Origin of the sequence: Vibrio cincinnatiensis (assembly GCF_022113815.1) — a bacterium.
Lineage (GTDB): Bacteria > Pseudomonadota > Gammaproteobacteria > Enterobacterales > Vibrionaceae > Vibrio > Vibrio cincinnatiensis_A.
In genome coordinates this window covers 55,857-74,211 of record NZ_SGOM01000003.1, presented here as the reverse complement: position 1 = coordinate 74,211, position 18,355 = coordinate 55,857, and the positions used below count along the sequence as shown (strand labels likewise).

At 43.1% G+C, this 18,355-nt stretch carries 16 protein-coding genes and 1 pseudogene; 3 read left to right on the top strand and 14 right to left on the bottom strand.

The features are described 5' to 3' along the window. Positions 1–61 precede the first annotated feature (61 nt). Positions 62–577 (bottom strand): DUF1097 domain-containing protein, encoded by a 516-nt coding sequence (locus EXA13_RS05320; RefSeq protein ID WP_238132253.1) that lies wholly within the window; start codon positions 575–577, stop codon positions 62–64. Positions 578–751: 174 nt separating this feature from the next. Further along, entirely contained in the window at positions 752–1,657 is a 906-nt protein-coding gene (locus tag EXA13_RS05315) for a LysR substrate-binding domain-containing protein (RefSeq protein ID WP_238132252.1), read from the bottom strand. A 219-nt stretch (positions 1,658–1,876) separates the two neighbouring features. Between EXA13_RS05315 and focA the strand changes: the two genes are divergently transcribed. Beyond that, positions 1,877–3,331: a formate transporter FocA gene (focA, locus tag EXA13_RS05310; RefSeq protein WP_238132251.1), complete on the top strand. Its 1,455-nt coding sequence runs from the start codon at positions 1,877–1,879 to the stop codon at positions 3,329–3,331. 85 nt (positions 3,332–3,416) lie between these two features. Here focA and EXA13_RS05305 read toward each other — a convergent pair whose 3' ends face one another. Together EXA13_RS05305 and EXA13_RS05300 are read right to left on the bottom strand one after the other, a co-directional pair. After that, positions 3,417–3,986, bottom strand: a complete 570-nt coding sequence (locus tag EXA13_RS05305) for a YceI family protein (RefSeq protein WP_238132250.1) — start codon at positions 3,984–3,986, stop codon at positions 3,417–3,419. Further along, positions 3,983–4,522, bottom strand: a complete 540-nt coding sequence (locus EXA13_RS05300) for a cytochrome b (RefSeq protein ID WP_238132249.1) — start codon at positions 4,520–4,522, stop codon at positions 3,983–3,985. The genes EXA13_RS05305 and EXA13_RS05300 overlap by 4 nt, the downstream gene beginning before the upstream one ends. 510 nt (positions 4,523–5,032) lie before the next feature. Between EXA13_RS05300 and EXA13_RS05295 the strand changes: the two genes are divergently transcribed. Further along, positions 5,033–5,668 carry a hypothetical protein gene (locus tag EXA13_RS05295; protein WP_238132248.1) on the top strand — a complete coding sequence of 212 codons (636 nt, stop codon included), beginning with the start codon at positions 5,033–5,035 and terminating at the stop codon, positions 5,666–5,668. Between the two features lie 48 nt (positions 5,669–5,716). On the opposite strand, the gene EXA13_RS05290 is transcribed toward EXA13_RS05295, so the two are convergent. The 6 genes and pseudogenes from EXA13_RS05290 to EXA13_RS05265 form a co-directional block, all read right to left on the bottom strand. Continuing rightward, entirely contained in the window at positions 5,717–6,103 is a 387-nt protein-coding gene (locus tag EXA13_RS05290) for a CBS domain-containing protein (protein ID WP_238132247.1), read from the bottom strand. An 11-nt stretch (positions 6,104–6,114) separates the two neighbouring features. Continuing rightward, positions 6,115–6,465: a transcriptional regulator gene (locus tag EXA13_RS05285; protein ID WP_238132245.1), complete on the bottom strand. Its 351-nt coding sequence runs from the start codon at positions 6,463–6,465 to the stop codon at positions 6,115–6,117. After that, a complete protein-coding gene (locus EXA13_RS05280) occupies positions 6,462–7,160 on the bottom strand; it encodes a DUF1538 domain-containing protein (RefSeq protein ID WP_238132445.1) in 699 nt (232 codons plus the stop codon). The genes EXA13_RS05285 and EXA13_RS05280 overlap by 4 nt, the downstream gene beginning before the upstream one ends. Before the next feature lie 153 nt (positions 7,161–7,313). Beyond that, a pseudogene (locus tag EXA13_RS05275) lies at positions 7,314–7,946 on the bottom strand (DUF1538 domain-containing protein); the annotation flags it as partial. A gap of 301 nt (positions 7,947–8,247) precedes the next feature. Continuing rightward, complete coding sequence (locus EXA13_RS05270) at positions 8,248–9,423, bottom strand: Gfo/Idh/MocA family protein (RefSeq protein ID WP_238132244.1); 1,176 nt, start codon at positions 9,421–9,423, stop codon at positions 8,248–8,250. Positions 9,424–9,576: 153 nt separating this feature from the next. Beyond that, positions 9,577–10,956, bottom strand: a complete 1,380-nt coding sequence (locus tag EXA13_RS05265; RefSeq protein ID WP_238132243.1) for a GntP family permease — start codon at positions 10,954–10,956, stop codon at positions 9,577–9,579. A 314-nt stretch (positions 10,957–11,270) separates the two neighbouring features. Here EXA13_RS05265 and EXA13_RS05260 point away from each other — a divergent pair, with 314 nt between their 5' ends. Then, the gene (locus EXA13_RS05260; RefSeq protein ID WP_238132242.1) at positions 11,271–12,443 is read left to right on the top strand and encodes an iron-containing alcohol dehydrogenase; all 1,173 of its coding nucleotides are present in this window, start codon (positions 11,271–11,273) and stop codon (positions 12,441–12,443) included. A 203-nt stretch (positions 12,444–12,646) separates the two neighbouring features. On the opposite strand, the gene EXA13_RS05255 is transcribed toward EXA13_RS05260, so the two are convergent. The 4 genes from EXA13_RS05255 to EXA13_RS05240 all read right to left on the bottom strand — a co-directional run bounded on the left by EXA13_RS05255 (position 12,647) and on the right by EXA13_RS05240 (position 18,096). Further along, the gene (locus EXA13_RS05255; RefSeq protein WP_238132241.1) at positions 12,647–14,158 is read right to left on the bottom strand and encodes a CoA-acylating methylmalonate-semialdehyde dehydrogenase; all 1,512 of its coding nucleotides are present in this window, start codon (positions 14,156–14,158) and stop codon (positions 12,647–12,649) included. 251 nt (positions 14,159–14,409) lie between these two features. Further along, complete coding sequence (locus EXA13_RS05250; RefSeq protein ID WP_238132240.1) at positions 14,410–15,186, bottom strand: sulfite exporter TauE/SafE family protein; 777 nt, start codon at positions 15,184–15,186, stop codon at positions 14,410–14,412. Between the two features lie 82 nt (positions 15,187–15,268). Beyond that, positions 15,269–16,159: a myo-inosose-2 dehydratase gene (gene iolE / locus EXA13_RS05245; protein ID WP_238132239.1), complete on the bottom strand. Its 891-nt coding sequence runs from the start codon at positions 16,157–16,159 to the stop codon at positions 15,269–15,271. Next, on the bottom strand, positions 16,159–18,096 hold the full coding sequence (locus EXA13_RS05240) for a bifunctional 5-dehydro-2-deoxygluconokinase/5-dehydro-2-deoxyphosphogluconate aldolase (protein WP_238132238.1): 1,938 nt from the start codon (positions 18,094–18,096) through the stop codon (positions 16,159–16,161). The genes iolE and EXA13_RS05240 overlap by 1 nt, the downstream gene beginning before the upstream one ends. Positions 18,097–18,355 lie beyond the last annotated feature (259 nt).

The following is an 18,355-nucleotide window of genomic DNA, read 5'->3' as shown; positions in this document are numbered from 1 at the left end:
TAGTCGCCTTCTGGCTAGGCTTTTTCTCAACTACAACAATGTTATGATCATACATGTGAACCTAGCGTATAACGGCTTGTTTTTTGTTACAGCGTGACGTTAAGGAGGGCTTAACTTCCCCTTTTCTTTTTTCATTTCTTTGATGTAGCCAGAGGCCACTGGTTTTCATTGCATAACCAAACACTCCCCCCAAAAAAAGAGAAGGGATAACAAGTAGCCCGTTGCCATCGGCAGCAAACATAGCGCAAGAACCAATAAAAGTACCGGGAATATATGCCAGCCATGCCTGTTTAGCTTGAATACACATCATAAAGGCGACCAAAGCGGTGATCACATACCCCATGATATCCCAAGCAATAAGTTGAGAGAGGGAAAGAATCACCCACGCCCAAAATACTCCACTTAAATTACACAGTAAACTTTGTGCTAATCCTTTTATACCCGTTTTTGAGGTAGCGAAATAACTAGTACAGCCTAAAAAACCTGCCCAAGAAAGCAAGCCAAGAGAAACCGCTATCCATCCCCAAATACCAGATAAGATACCCGTTGTTAGTGATATAGCGAAAAGTACATTCATGATATCCCCCTCAAAGAAACACGGTTGCCCCATGTGAAATGTGGCAACCGACAATCGGAGAATAGTAAGAGGATGGGGAAAAACGACAAAGGATTTGATTCACAAATTTAATGTATTTATTGATAGAAAATACAAAAAAATGTGATGCAATCGATAAATCAACAGATGGCGATATTATAAAACATACGGTTTACCTTTCATCATCCGTAATCCTTCACGCCGTATACATTCTGCCAGTGGGTTTTCAGCCATCTCGGCACGCCAAATAAAAGAAAGCGTTCGTTCCATACTAAGCTGCGGGACGTTCAGCGCAACCAATTGACCACTTTGAATGAAACGTTCAACATCTAAATATGGCAAACATGTTAAATAAGAACCATTGGCAACTAAACTGCGTAAAACCGGTACATGTTCATATTCACGCCAAACATCAAGATCAGCAATTAACTTATGGATTGCACTGTCAAAAATGCTACGGGTCCCAGAGCCTTGTTCACGCAAAACCCATTTTGCCTGCTCTAATTGAGCTAAACTCACCACCTCTCGTTTGGCAAAAGGATGATGAGCAGATGCCACGATACATAAGTGATCTCGGCACCAAACTTCTTGGTGAATCCGGTTATCATCACAACGCCCTTCAATGATGCCTAAGTCATATTGATAGTCTAATATTCCCTCGATCACACTTTTAGTACGACAAACCCCCAGTTCAATGCGGATCTCTGGGAAGTCGCTATCAATAATACTGATAAGGTCGGGAACTAAATGTTCAGCAGGTGTTTGGCTTGCACCTAGCCGAATTTCACCACTTAATAAATGTTGATCATAAAAGCCCATTTCTATCTGCTGAGCATCTTGCAGTAAACGTTTTGCTTTCGGGCGTAGCCACATCCCCCAATGGGTCAATGCCATTTGCTTTCCCTGACGTTCAAAAAGTGGACGCCCCAGCATTTTTTCTAACTGTGCTAAAGACATACTCGTCGCTGACTGAGTTAAAGCGAGTTGATCCGCCGCCGCGCTCACACTACCGCAATCCGCAACTGCGTCAAAAACAGCTAATTGTTTTAATGAATACCGCACAACCTATCCTATGGAGCTATTTATACCAATCCCAATTTTATGGGCAATGAGTTTCATTTTACTGCTTGCTTTGACTATATCAATATAATTGATGAGGTTTTAAAGAATTATCAATTTTACCTTCCCCTCTCATCCCTCTAACCTGATCGTGAAGCAACCCATCCGGCGTTGCTTATTTTTGTCAGGAGGTAATTATGAATTTGAGTCTGGGGAGCGAAAATGTCGACAGCAAACACTGAAAATCAACACTACTTTTCGCCCTATGAAATGATGGCAGAAGCTGAAAAGTTTGCTCTGAGCAAAGCCAAAAAAACCAGTGGTATTACTCTGAGTTTAGCCATGATGGCTGGTGCATTTATTGGACTCGCTTTTCTCTTTTACATCACAGTAACAACAGGCAGTGATAGTGCCGGATGGGGGTTAAGCCGACTTGCCGGAGGTGTTGCCTTCAGTATGGGGCTTATTCTTATTGTTATCTGTGGGGGAGAACTGTTCACCAGTTCAGTTCTTTCCAGCATCTCTTGGGCCAATAAACAGATCAGCTTTAGCAAAATGTTGTCAATCTGGGGCAAAGTCTATATCGGTAACTTTATTGGAGCCATGTTTCTGTTGCTGCTTGTGTCAGCGGCGGGCATGTATCAACTCGATCATGGCCAATGGGGTCTTAATGCGCTCAATATTGCTCAACACAAACTACATCACACCCCAGTTCAAGCCTTTGCATTAGGGGTTTTATGTAACTTGCTAGTCTGTTTAGCTATTTGGTTAACATTTAGTTCTGCCAATGCAATGACAAAAGCTGCCATGACCGTTTTACCTGTTGCCATGTTTGTATCTAGTGGCTTTGAGCACTGTGTTGCGAACATGTTTATGGTGCCATTGGGTATTGTTATTCATAACTTTGCACCAGACAGTTTTTGGCAACAAGTCGGCATGTCTGCATCACAATATGCCGACTTAAATATAGCTCGCTTTATTACCGCAAATTTAATCCCTGTGACTTTCGGAAATATTGTTGGAGGCGCAGTCTTAGTTGGGTTAGCTAACTGGTCAATCTATCGCCGCCCTTACCTAAAAGAAGCAGAGATTGCCACGATTACGGAAACCACTCCTATTCAGTCAGTTAAGGAAACGACCATGAAAAACTCGATTATCGTCAAAGATATGATGAATACGCAACCTATTACTCTTAATGCTGACATGCCGATTGCACTGGCTATCGACGCACTGGTCGAGCATCAATTAACCGCAGCGCCTGTGGTTGATATCCAAGGTCGTTTGGTGGGTATTTTCTCCGCTCATGATGTCATGGTTGAATTATGGTGCCAAGACTACTTACCCAATGAAGAACAAAAAGTGGTTGATTTAATGACTCGAGATGTCATTGCTATCGATGCTAATGACTCATTGGTTGATGTGACTGAGTTCTTATGCATCGATAAAGAACAACTCTTCCCAACAACGAATATGGGTATTGCGACTCGATTTAATGCACTTTCTGTCGAAGAACGCGCGAAAAGCATGAAAGTCAGCAAACCTCATGTTCTTCCAGTTCTAGAAAATGGGCAGTTTGTTGGGGTATTAGAAAGAAACCACGTTCTTGCTGCTCTTCGCCCGATTTATGGCGAACGTTTAAGTGTTATTAAAGATCAAGACGAGCTAGCAAGCGCGTAACCAACGGCAAATAGCATCTTTCCGACATAAAAAAGTCCCCTTATCTTTAGGGGACTTTTCTCTCTAATCAACAGAATCGGTAATATTACTTTTTAACCCCTTCAACATGAAGCTCCATATCAACATAGCTGGATGGCCCCATCACGGCAATATCAAAATCTTTTAACTCTAAACGTGTTGAACCCACAAAACCCGCTCGCTCCCCACCCCATGGATCACTACCTGCACCGATAAATTGTGCATCAATAATGATCGGTTTCGTTTTTCCATGCAGAGTCAGATCGCCCATCACGGCTAATTTCCCTTCACCTTTATCAACCACTTGTGTACTTGTAAAAGTAGCGGTAGAAAACTGAGCCACATTTAAAAAATCAGCACTACGAATATGTTTATCTCGTTCAGCATGGTTAGAGTCCAGACTGGTTGTATCAACAGTCACCACCACTTTAGACGCTGTGATATCGTCTCCGTCATAAGAGAATTCACCATCAAAAGTATTGAAACGACCTTTAATAAAACTGTAGCCTAAATGACTGACTTTAAAGTTGATGGACGCATGAGCCCCTTTGGTGTCAATCACATAATCGGCTGCGCTTACACCAAACGGTAAAGCCATCGCCAATACCAAACCAGATGCTAGTAACGTTTTCTTCATTTTGATGCTCCTATCATTTTGCGTAGCGTATTGTCTTTGTTAATAAAGTGATGTTTTAAAGCCGCCAAGGCGTGCAGTAGTGCCATCGCTATCAGCGTCCAAGCTGCATATAAGTGTACGGTTCCAGCGATATCTGACTGCTGGTTAAATAAGGTTCCTGCTCCGGGCAATGTAAACCAATTGAATACATCGATTCCTCGACCATCAGCCGTGGAAATCAAGTAGCCCGAAACAAAGAGAAGAAATAAATCGAGGTAAAGAAAACAGTGCATAGCTTTTGCCGCCACTTTTTCTAACCGATGCCCCTCCATTACAGGTGACACCGTCACAGACTGCCAAATAAGACGAAAAAGAGTTAATCCAGCAAGTAAAAGACCAACAGATTTATGCCAATGAGGCGCGGTGCGATACCACTCACTGTAATAAGAGAGATCGACCATCCATAAACCAACCGCAAACATACCGATTACGGTCAGTGCGGAGATCCAATGGATGATTTGTAGCGTTCGATTGTAATGAGTCACAGGGCTATTCATTTCATATCTCTTAGTAAAATTGGTTAATTACACCACTCAACTACATATTAGTAACAGAGTATTTACCATTTACAACATAATGAATATACCAGCGACTTGATGATGATGTTCAAATTATTTGAACTAGAAAGAATCAATTAGAAGACAATATCTAGTTTGTCTCCTGAAATAACAAAAGATTATCAGGAATATCAGTCAGTTCTGAAGTAAAAAATATTTGAGTATGGATTAAGCTAAGTCTATAGTAGAAAGGTTTCGCCATTTGTAACAAACTATAACAACAATAGAGAAAACGTGCGTTTATTTCCACATGCTTCAGCAAGAAAATCACATAGGTCTCAGAAACTTTAGTGTATAAAAAAACGCAGCGTGATAAAGCACTCGAAGCCAGTCAGTGAACATAAATATCACTCAGATTTATGATAGGATTGAGCAAGACCTATGCCCAAACATAGGTATACCTTTCACAAGTAACCAGATTAAGTTGGCGATATAAAGGAGAAGATTCAATTGTTACTGGACATCCTGACCCAAAGTGTTAATGAATTCCAAGTTGACTGTCTGAAGTTATGTGAAAAACACTATCCCACTATTCATAATCAAGGAATGAGTGAACATCACCTCGGTTTAGCTTTTTCCCGTCGTTTAGCTCGTACTCTAACGGAATTTGGCCATCCTTGTGAATACGCTTCACTTGATCTTTTTCCTGTTCATGATAACCCCCATCACTTTCGAATCAGTTGCGATAAAGGCACAGTCTGGGTCTTGACTCACCATATGGTTAGTGCGGGCAAAACATGTCGGGAAAAATTACTTAAAGATATTAGCTTATGGAAGCAAGAGTATGCTTATGCAATTCAACCGAATGATCTGTTGTTGCTCTTAACGGATCACTGGATCAGCCGTAGCCAAAAAAGCCGAGAATTACTCCATTGGTGGACCGGAAGGCTACCCGATGAAATGGAAGATTACCACACACAAGGCATTACTTTGTATGAAAGTGACTCACAGTTAATGCAAGCATTAGATAATACCTTCACCATGACCCCTTGTTATATTAAGTTTGGTCACCCGCTAAAGCGTTCAAAAAATCAGCAATTAGTGAGAAAATACATTCAACTTTACGCGGTTTTACAAGGGGCTTAAAAGGCATGGCACAACGTCTGTCATACCATGGATTCAATCATCAGTTTATTAATCAATGCGTGATAGCAATGCATCCATAATATCATCCATCGTAACAAAGCCGAGTAGTTGGTTGTCATTTAAAACCAATAAACGTTTAATATGTTGTTGTACCATCAGGGTAGCAACATGTTTTAAAGCAAGGTTTTCTCCCACAGAAATTGCCGGCTTCGCACACACATCATAAACATTCAATAGGTCAATATCGCCATCTTCAGAAATAACGGTTTTAACTATGTCTGTGTAGGTAATGAGCCCAAAAGCATCATGCGGATTTTGCTGTTCAACCACCAAAGATTTAAGTTGATGCTTTTTCATTAAACTCATGGCTTCCCGCAATTTGGCGAAAGGTGAAATTGTCACCACATCACGAACCATCACATCTTTCACTAACATGGTTTATTTCCTTATAGTGTTTCTTTCAACTGTTGCTCAAACTTGTCCAACTGGTTAAGATCAATCCCAGCTAAATGTTCTAAACCAACCGTAAAGGCAAGGCCTTTTGAATCCTCTTCGCTTGGTCGCAGCAAAGTTTGCAAAGATTTTAAAACTTGTAAAGAGAGGGACTTTTCCAGCACCATGAACAAAACTGATTGGCTGCCATCATAGGTCAAACCTAAAAACGTTTTTCGAGTTTCGTTACTGATCCCTCGCCCGGCCAATACCGTCATTCCGCCAGCCCCTTGCTCACGAGCTGTATCGATCACCTCTTGCTCAAGCTCTTCTGGAACGATTGCTACCAAAACGGAAAACTTCATGATTTCACCTTTAAAAATTGAAAAAACCATTGCGTAAAAATGGCGTATATCATCACAGTAACGATAGGAAAGATTGAGGCAAAAGCAATCAAACCAAAACCATCAATCAGTACATTTCGGCCCTCAATATGTGTTGCTAGGCCAATCCCTAATGCGGTAATTAAAGGAACCGTGACTTCAGAAGTCGTTACTCCGCCTAAATCATACGCTAAAGCAATAATGTATTTGGGAGCCAATAGCGTGAGTAAAATCACTAGCGCGTACCCGCTCATAATGAAATAGTGCATTGAGCCGCCAATAATAATACGATGCACGCCAATCGCTATCCCACAAGCGACACCAAGAGCCACAAGTAAACGAATAGTGTTAGCTTTTACTTTTCCTGCTGCCGCTTCTTCGGCTTGCAGCCCCACAGCCAATAATGCTGGTTCAGCCATGGTGGTTGCAAAACCAATCAGAAAAGCAAAAAGGTAGACAGAAAGAAATTGTTCTCGCTCAATCAATTGTTCTGCCATCGCGCTACCAATAGGAAATAATCCTACCTTTAAGCCGATGACAAATGCATAAAGGCCAATGATGACCAAAGCAAAACCAAATAAAATTTGCCTTGGGTTGCTCAAGCGTCGCTGCAAGATTAAATATTGGAAAAATAGGATAGTAATAATAATTGGCAATACATCTCGGATCATGGCCATAATATCGAGCACAGGAGCCAACCAGCTAGGCTGCTGTATAACTATTTCAGCATTCGCTATCACCATATAAGATACCGCAGGATTGGCATACACATAAATACCGTATAACTGAACGCTGATCATCGGCACCATGACGGCTAACGCAACCAGACCAAAACCATCAATCAGAGGGTTGCGTCCTCGAATTGAGTTCGCTAACCCAATCCCCATTGCTGCGATTAAGGGAACGGTCACGATATTCGTGGTAACGCCGCCTGAATCATAGGCAAGGCCAACGATCTCTTCTGGCGCAAAATAGGTGAGGCTGACCACTAAAAGATAACCAACAATCATAATCCAATGCAGTGGATAGCCCATAATCGTCCGAAAAACACCTAAGGCAATGATCAACCCTACTGATACCGCTACCAATAAACGTAAGGTTAACCCATTGATTCGCCCATCACTAATCACTTGAGCTTGTTCCGCAACAGCAATCAATGCTGGTTCGGCTATCACCGCGGAAAAGCCCATTGCAAAGCCAAAACATAATAAGATCGGTAAAGAACCCCGCCGAGCAAATTGGTTTGCTAAGCTTTTACCAACAGGGAAGATACTTAACTCCAGCCCTTGCAAGAAAAGAGCGACCCCAACCGCGACTACAAATAACCCCGCGATCATTGTCCAAGCATTTTCAGGAGTCTGACGAAGAACAAATGCTTGAAAGAAAAGCACCACGGCAATGATCGGCAGTAAGTTTTTCAACGCATGCAGTAATGCGTGATAAAAATCTTTGATAAACGGCATCACTATTCCTGTTAAGAGTCAAACGCATACCGTTTTATGCCAGCAGCATAAACACTTGTGCAAAAAGCTGTGTTTATCCATTATAGAAAACAACAAGTTAAAACCTAGAGGCAATAGAAATAACTGTGGATTAGATTCGAACTATCCAGGATCTTACGCTAGAAAAAGTGGCATTTATCACATTAAAACAACGAAGAGAGTTTAACCCTAAAAGAACACACTAAAAAAGAGCCCATAAGACAATTTATGGGCTCTTCGTTATAGGTTTACTTGGCTATCCGGTTACTCCAAACCAAAGACATTAAGAAAAATCGACCCAAGTAGAATGGTTATCTGCCGACTCCACACATTTTTCGCAGAGTCGAACACCGTTTATTCCGGCCTCAATGCCGGGATACCATATCGTCTTAGCCGTTTGCTTATCACCATGATCAACGGCATTCATGGCTAAAGCAAATCGGTGATACAGATTTGCCCATGATTCAAAATAGCCTTCCGCATGCCCACCACCAATCCGATTAGAGGCAACCCCAGCCACATCTTTATATAGGTAGTCCATATCTCGATCTAAAATTCGAACTGGTTCACCTTGTATTTCGTAGCGCAGCTGATTAGGGTGTTCATCCCACCACTCTATTGACGCCTTTTCTCCTACAATTCGAATTTTTTGTTGGTGCATCGAGCCGGCATTGACTGCGGAAGCCCAAAGCGTCCCGACAGCTCCCCCTTCAAACTCCATCATCACATGGGCATTGTCTTCCAAAGGAGCCCGAGATGGAATAAAGCTTTGACGCATACAAGAGAGTCGGTCTACTTTCAGTCCTGTCATCATTTCACATAAATAAAATGCGTGGGTACCGATATCACCAATCACATAAGTCGGGCCAGACACTTCAGGGCTCACTCGCCATTTCAAGCCAGGATTATCTTTTTCATGTTCAATATTATGGAAGCCGTGAGCAAACTGCATAGTAACCACTCTAATGTCACCAAGATCCCCCCGTTCAACCATTTCTCGCGCCTGATGCACCATTGGAAAACCGGTATAACCATACATCACGCCGAGCACACGATCTTTAGCTTTTGCAATAGACTTCAGCTCTTCTGCCTCTTTACTGGTGAAGGTAATCGGCTTTTCACACACCACATGCAACCCCGCTTGTAGGGCTGCTTTGCAAATTTCGTAATGTGTTGAATTCGGCGTCGCAATCGATACGGCTTGAATGCCATCTTCCCGATTGGCTTCCTGTTCAAATAACGTTTGATAGGAGGAATAACAGCGAGCTGGATCAAGGCCAATCTGCTTCCCAAAATCTTGACAACGCTGTGCATCTAAGTCAAAAGCACCGGCAACAAGGGTAAATAGACCATCTCGTACAGCCGCATTTCGATGTGAATATCCAATTTGACTACCACGTCCACCGCCAACCATTCCCCAGCGGATAGGGTGTTCGAATCGCTGCTCTTCATTAAACATGTATTGTTTCTCCTCGTTATTTTTGGGTATAGCGCAACGGATACTTTGACTACTATACGGCGAAGAATCTATTTAATGAAATTAATATTTCCAAATATGTGATCGAATGAAATTTTTATTCGATTTATTTTCCCTATTTGGAACCAACGTTCATTACACCACACCAAACGTCGCAAATATCAACACCACTCCCGTGGCAACAATGGGGATCGCTAATGTACACACAAAAATATCTTTATAAGAATCTCGATGAGTCATACCACAAATGCTAAGCAATGTAATCACTGCACCATTGTGGGGTAATGAGTCCAACCCGCCGCATGCAATCGAAGCTATTCGGTGCAACGCTTCTAGGCTGATCCCAAAATTTTCCGCTTGCTGAATATAAATATCGCCAAGTGCATCCAAAGCAATGCTTAGCCCACCAGAAGCAGAACCTGTAATTCCAGCCAGTAAACTGGTGGACATGGCAAATGACAATAGCGGGGAGCCGGGAATGGACAAAATCATCTCTTTAATCGAATCAAATGAAGATAATGATTTGATGACATTGCCAAAACCGACCGCGGCGGCCGTATTCATGATGGGCATAATGGCACTTTCACCACCATCATTGATCGCCTCTCGTGCATGAGCTATCTGTTTACGAAATAGAATCAAAGCAACGACAATCGCACTCGTTAACGCGATGATCAGGCTCCACATCCCTTTCACTTTTTGGAGAGTTGAACCGTAATCAGACAAATAATGAGCATCTATATTGGGATAATAAAAAGTAACCAAGAAAAAATTAAGCATCAGAACAATAACGATTGGAATAAATGCCAGCAGTGGAGAAGGCAAAGTACCTAACTCATTTCCATCGACAACATCTACATCCAGGTGGTGTCCATAACCTTCACCATTCGATCGAGCTGTGGCTTCTCGTCTTTTTAACCATAGCATGCCTAACCCAAACATCACGCCTGCACCGATTAATCCGAGTATTGGCCCCGCATAGGCCGTCGTACCAAAAAATGGCATCGCAATCGTATTTTGAATTTGTGGCGATCCCGGTAATGCTGTCATCGTGAAGGTAAACGATCCTAAAGCAATGGTTCCCGGAATTAACCGCTTGGGTACATGGCTATCACGAAAAATCTGTGCCGCAATAGGATAGACCGCAAACACCACGACAAACATGGAAACGCCCCCATATGTCAACACTGACACGGCAAGTACGACCGATAGAATGGCGTTGTTTGTTCCAACCCTCGACGTGATCACCTGAGCAATCGTTTTGGCTGCGCCAGAAACATCCATAATTTTGCCAAAAACCGCTCCCAATAAAAAAGCTGGAAAATACAGCTTTACGTAGTTGGCTGCACTCAACATAAAAACTTCAGTATAGCTGGCCATTAAAGGGGTTCCCGCCGAAAAAATCGCAGCGAACAAGGCAAGAATCGGGGCAAGCCATATCACAGACATGCCTCTATAGGCTAAGTACATTAGCATCACTAACGAAAGAATAATTCCAACCATTCCAAGATCCACGAGATGCCTCTCCTTGCTATCAAAATTAGGTTACTGGTAAAATTTAAATTTTCAAAATACATACTAATTGAAACATTTATTTCATTATCTTGGAAGATTATTTTATGTAAGATCGATCACGATTTTCTAAATATCTCTAAAAATTAAATGTAATACATTTAATATCAATAAGTTAAATAAAGAACACAACTTATTTCTTGGGTGGCTCATTGTTGAAATTTATTTTTCATTTAATTTATTTAAGGAAATAAAAGTTTCGGTGGTAATATAATTTGGTTACTAGTTTTCAACCTTGAAAAAGTGAGGAGTCAATCATGAGTACAAGTATCGTATTGCCCAGAATTATGCATATAGGGAAAGGGGCGTCCATGAAGGTGGCAGAGGTGATGGAGACACTCCATGTGCATTCCCCTCTCATCGTTACAGATAAGATGATGGTTACACTAGGTTATGCCGAACAAATACAACAAATATTACACCGTAACGACATTGAAAGTACGGTTTACTCAGACACGGTACCAGAACCAACCGCGAGCTCTATTCAAGCTGGTGTAGATTTGGTTAGAAAAGGTCATTTCGATTCGATCATTGCAATTGGCGGTGGGAGTCCGATTGATAGCGCAAAAGCAATCTCAATAGTGGGTAAATTTGGCGGGCAAATCAGTGACTACCGATTTCCAAAAGATGTGGCTGAAAATGGGCTGCCCATTATTGCGATTCCAACCACCGCAGGAACAGGTTCAGAAGTAACACGAGTCACCGTCATTACCGATGATAGCAATGATGAAAAGATGCTCTGTATGGGGCTAGGATTTATGCCGATGGCTGCACTGATCGACTATGAATTGACCTTATCGTTACCTCCCAGAGTGACCGCAGATTGTGGATTAGATGCCCTAACCCACGCTATTGAAGCATATGTTAGTAAAAAGGCTAGCCCTTTTACAGATGCTCAAGCTCTCTCAGCAATAGAAATGATCGGAACCCACATTCGTCAAGCTTTTCATGAACCTCAGAACGAACCTGCTCGAGCAGCCATGATGTTAGGCTCAACATTAGCTGGTATTGCTTTTTCTAATGCCTCCGTTGCTTTAGTTCATGGCATGAGCCGACCTATTGGTGCTTTTTTTCATGTCCCACATGGATTATCTAATGCCATGTTATTGCCGGTGATCACAGAATATTCCATTCCTGCGGCAAAAGAGCGCTATGCAGACTGTGCGCGAGCAATGGGAGTGGCACGACTTTCTGATCATAATTCCGTCGCCTGTCAAAAATTGGTTGCAGAGCTAAAGCTGTTGAACGAGCAGCTTAATGTCCCCTCGCCAGCGTCTTATGGCATTGATAAAGAAAAATTTTTCCAACTTCTACCCACAATGGCTCAGCAAGCATTAAATTCCGGCTCACCGCTGAATAACCCCAAAGTTCCAACGATTGAGGAAATGATCGCGCTCTACCGCAAAGTATGGACTGAAGGCGAAAAATAAACTGGCTTTCTATCACTCATCAGTCCAACACAGAGTTGTGCTGATGAGCTAATTTGATTCCGATATTGATATACGCTTAACTCACGACAGACCAATAAAACGTTTAAGTGAAATCATCACACCTGTTCAGATAGTGGTTTAGCTTCTGGCAAAGAAAACGACTGACTAAAAAGCCAGTCGTTTTAAGGTGAGAAGAAAAAACTTTATTCCATCGTTGGCATAGAGAAAGAGCTGGCATGTTGCTCTAAACGGACACTTGCAGGCCAACGACTGGTAACGGTTTTCATACGGGTATAAAAACGCACACCATCTTGACCATGAACATTAAGTGGTCCAAATATTGAGCGCTTCCAACCACCAAAACTGTGGAAAGCCATAGGGACAGGAATCGGTACGTTGATGCCGACCATGCCGGTATGAACCTCTTCACTAAATTGACGGGCAGTTTCACCATCACGGGTAAAGATGGCGGAACCATTGCCGTATTCATGGCGATTAATCAATTCTAATGCGGTTTGATAATTCTCCACCCGTACCACACACAACACTGGACCAAAAATTTCTTCTTGATACACGGTCATCTCGGGTGAAACATGATCAATTAATGTTGGACCAACAAAATAGCCCGCTTCATACCCTTCAACTGAACAATCTCGGCCATCGGTAATTAAAGTCGCTCCCTGCTCCTGTCCAGATTGAATATAGTCACAAATTTTTTGTTTATGCTGCGCTGAGATAACGGGTCCCATGTCATTTTCAGTGCCATCGACCAGACCAGGTCCCACTCGCATAGTGGCGATTTTTTGTTGTAGTCGCTCAATTAATTGATCAGCGGTTTCATCACCGACGACCACGGCGACAGAAAGTGCCATACAACGCTCTCCAGCAGCACCAAAGGCCGCGCCCATAATCGCATTGGTCGCCATATCAATATCGGCATCCGGCATCAAAATGCAGTGGTTTTTTGCACCACCTAATGCTTGACAGCGCTTACCGTGGGCAGAGGCAGTACTATAAATATATTCGGCAATCGGTGTCGAGCCAACAAAGCTAACCGCTTGAATTCTCGGATCGGTGAGCAGTACATCGACCGCTTCTTTATCCCCGTTCACAACATTAAACACCCCATCAGGTAAACCCGCTTCGGTGAGCAGCTCAGCAAGAATTAACGCCGTGCTCGGATCTTTTTCTGACGGTTTTAAGATAAAGGTATTGCCCGTTGCCAAAGCAATGGGAAACATCCACATTGGCACCATCGCTGGGAAGTTAAACGGGGTGATGCCAGCGCAAACACCGAGTGGCTGCATTAAAGAATGGCTATCAACATGCGTCCCCACGTTGGCAGAGTGCTCCCCTTTCTGTAGATGAGGAATACCACAGGCGAACTCAACCACTTCAAGCCCACGAGTCACTTCACCTACCGCATCTGAATAAACTTTACCATGTTCATTAGAGATGATTCGAGCTAAGCGATCCATATTCTGTTCCAGTAGCGCTTTAAAGCGAAACATAACCCGCGCACGTTTCAGCGGGCTGGTTTTCGCCCATGAGGAAAACGCGGTTTCCGCTGTGTTGATCGCTTCTGTAACATCTTTTACTTGGCTTAATTGTACCTGACGGGTTTGCTCACCTGTTGCAGGGTTATAGATTGCAGAAAATCGCTCACTCTGGCTTGTTTTGCGTTGACCATTAATAAAATTCAGCACTGTTTCCATCGTTTTCTCCTTCGGCTGTCTTGACTGGAAGATCATTATTATTTTGCTGTCACTACGTATTCAGTGCTTTTTGAACCGCTTTGACCATAACACCTTTATACAGAATAAACATTTCATTATCAACCAACAGAGGGCTATTTATTTCATTTTGAATACGGAATTTTCCTAAATAGTACTGAACCCCTCTTAATTTACTCGATTAAATGAAACATAAATTTCATTTAATCTCCATCAAGTGGATGTGTTCAAGCTTAGAGTAAATCAGAGCCGATGCCCGCCCAAAACAGTTTTGCTCCAGAAATAAGCAGCAGCAGGTAACAGACATGGTAGATTGTTGCTTGACTAAACCGATGAAGCATCCATACCCCAAGTTTTACTCCGACCGGCGCAAGCGGTATCAAAACAAGAGCCGTCATTAGGTTGGTATAGTCAAACTGACCAAGTAGATAAAAAGGTAGCAGCTTAAAGGCGTTAACCACGGCAAAAAAGACTGCCATGGTTGCGATTAACGTCACTTTGTCTAATTTAAGCGGTAATAAGTAGATACTGGCAGGACCACCACCGGCATGTATCGTTGTGCTAGAAAAACCGCTCAACCCTGCCCAGAAAAAAGCCAGTAACCGGTCGTACTTTGAGGAGCTAATTTGTTTTTCTTGTCCTGTCACAAACAGCGTAAAGTAGTAGTGCCCACAAAAAAGCAAGCATAAGCTACCAACCACCATTTGCAGCCTGTTTTCTGAGCTGTATGACATCACCATTCCGGCAATCGCAACCCCTAATACCGCTCCCGGTAACATTTTACGAAGCAGCGTTGTATCAACATGCCGATAATGTTGTTTCACCGCAACCCCATCCATCGCACATAAAATGGGTAATAGAATCGCTGCCGCCTGTGTGGACGAGACGGTCAGAGACATCAAAGGAACGGCAACAACACCTAACGCGCCTCCGAGCCCGCCTTTACCAATACCAAAAATCAGTACCGCAGGAATAGCGGTCACATAAAACCACGGATCGCTGATGATCATTCTGTGCTCTTTTTTGCTAAAAAAGCGCCTAAAAAGGCGCTATCAGGAATAAGCGGTTAGCTCTTTACTCAAAGAATTGGCACTATAAAAGCCCAGCTTCTTTGGCAAATTTAGATAGGTTGTTGTAGCCCAATGTGGCATAGGTCAACGGATGTGCAATGGCAGGATCTTGCTCGGCTTCAACCACTAGCCACCCTGTATAATTGACCGTTTTCAGCACATTAAATACCGCGGGGTAATCAATACAACCATCACCCGGTACAGTGTAAACGCCTTCTAGAACAGAATCCAAGAAACTTAATTTGCGATTTTTCACATCGGCAAGTACGTCTTTTCGAATGTCTTTGCAATGCACATGGTTAATTCGCTCAGCCCAGCATTGCGCAACTTTCACCGGATCTTCGCCTGCAAACGTCAGATGCCCAGTGTCTAATAGTAAGCCAACTTCAGGGCCAGTGTGCTTCATCAAGTTATCAATATCTTGCGCGGTTTCAATCACGGTTCCCATATGATGGTGGTAAGCAATCTGGACACCTTGACTTTGTGTGTATTGAGCAAACTCTGTTAGCTTACGACCATACTCTTCCCAACGCTCAGCGGGAAACAGTGGGCGTAAGTGAACGGGTGTTTCTTTTGCACCATGAATACAGTTCGTCACTTCACAGGCGACCATCACTGTTGCGCCAAGTTCACGCAATAAGGTTAGGTGCTCTTGTACCGCTTCAATTTCCTCTTCCACACTACGAGTCAAAAGTTCCATGGAATACCAGCCAGAGACCAGTTTCAGATCATGACTGGCTAGAATTGGGCCTAACACGCTCGCCTGACGTGGAAATTTATTTCCCAGCTCAAAGCCTGCAAAGCCCGCTTGCTTTCCTTCACTTAAACAGGTTTCTAACGACGTTTCTGCTCCCAGTGTTGGCATATCGTCATTGGTCCACGTGAGTGGGTTAATACCTAGTTGAACACTCATCAAAAGTCTCCTTTTATTGCACTATTTTCGCCGCGTTGACGCCATAGTGTGATTAAGTTGTGATAATTTGCTTTCACGGTACGAATCAGAGTTTGATCATCCATTTGACCGGCTAACCACGCACGTGAGGGCTCTCCAAATAACGTGCGACCAACAGCAAACCCTTTCACGATGTGTTGTCCTGCTGTTTGTGAAAAACCATGCTGTAATTCTGCTTGTGGGGCATCTAAACCAAGAATCACCACGCCTCGACAATAAGAGTCTCGCTCTTCAATCAAAGCAGACACCGCCTGCCAGCTTGCTTTCTCGAGTGGAGGAAGCTTCCACCAATCCGGTTTTATGCCTAGGTTATAAAAGCGTTGCATCGCTCGTAGATAGAGGGCATCGTCTTTTTCGACACCTGCGGGTAAAATCACTTCGAGTAACAGCTCATGCCCAGATTGGCAACAGGCTTGATACACTTCTTGAATTTGATGTTCTTGCTGTAAACGCACCGTGTGATCATCTTCTGGATTAAAGAACACCAGACATTTCACGATATGTTCAAGCGGCCAACTGACGAGTTGTGAACCAATATTGCCATGTTCAAGCTCTAGTGGTCGTGATCCCGGTAATTCAATCGGGCGGGCGATCCACCATCCCTGTCCTGTGACGGCGTTTAATACATCTTGCCCAAAGGAGCTATCACACAATAGCCCAGCCTGACCATTTTCCAGCCCAGCTTCAATTGCCACTTCTTGGCTAGCTTGTAAAATCAGCTTTTTCAGCGGTTTAATACGAGCGATGTCCGCTCCAACTTGTCGCGCCATATCAACAAATTGAATTCGATGATCAAACGCCATGACACAAAGTTCATCTCGCATTGGTGATTTTCGCGTGGTGACACGATGGAGATGATTGAGTTCGCTATCTAGATCTGGGCGTTTTACTTGCTGCGCACGTAACAAATAGTTATCTAACTCATCTTTGGTTGGCATCGCCGGAGCGCAACCATGTCGAGAGACCACTAACGCACCACAAGCATTGGCATAAGCACACGCTTTTTCCCAACCTTCACCGTTTAAATAGCCACGCAATAAGCCCGACATAAAGGCATCACCCGCCCCCAAAACATTCAACACATCCACTCGAACGCCATAAACGGTGATTCCTTGGTCAAGAGTTTCAGGAATCACATCCGTAAATACGGAGCAACCTACCGCCCCTCGTTTACATACCAACTCGGCCTGAGAAACTTCACGAACGGCTTTTAACGCTTGAATGGTATCCGTTGAACCGCCGCAGATATGAAACTCTTCTTCAGTCCCAACTATCACGTCAAAAAGACCTAATACCTCTTGCAGTTGCTCGGTGACTTTCTCCGATTCAATAAAACGAGTTTCACCATCGCCTAAAGAGGTTAGCCCCCATAACACAGGACGGTAATCAATATCTAATGCGGTTTTAACTCCGTTACGGCGCGCGTATTTCAATGCCGTCAACACGGCTTCTCGCGTTTTAGGGTGAGAAAGATGCGTTCCAGTGATCGCCAAACAACGAGCAGAAGCAATGTATTCTTCACTGAAATCATCCTTGCTGATCGCCATATCGGCACAATTTTCACGGTAGAAGATCAGTGGGAATGTCTCTTCATCTTTGATGCCAAGGATCACAAGCCCGGTTAGCCGATCTTTATCTGTCAGTAAATGGCTGGTGTCACAGCCAACTCGTTGTAACTCTTCACGTAAAAAGCGGCCCATATGTTCATCACCAACACGTGCCAGCATGGAGGATTTTAACCCCTGAACTGCGGTACCATAAGCCACGTTACCCGATGAACCACCCAAATATTTACTAAAAGAGCCCATATCTTCTAAGCGGGCACCGATTTGCTGTCCATAGAGATCAACCGCAATTCGTCCCATGCAAATCACATCTAAATTCTTTTCTGTACTCACCGTTCACTCCTCAAGTACCTCAGTGCTAAACGTGCCTTCTTAACCCTCAAGGTGATAAGACCGTTCTTGCCGTGTTACATCCTATTGCACAACCATTTCACAACACCATTTATACGGAATATTTATTTCATTTTCAATAAAAAAATATCTCAATATTTCATTATGTGATCGTAATGGAATTTTTATTTACAAATGCTAAAAAATAGAATTAACACTTCAAAAAAACAAAACATCAATAAAAACAATGTAATATAGAATT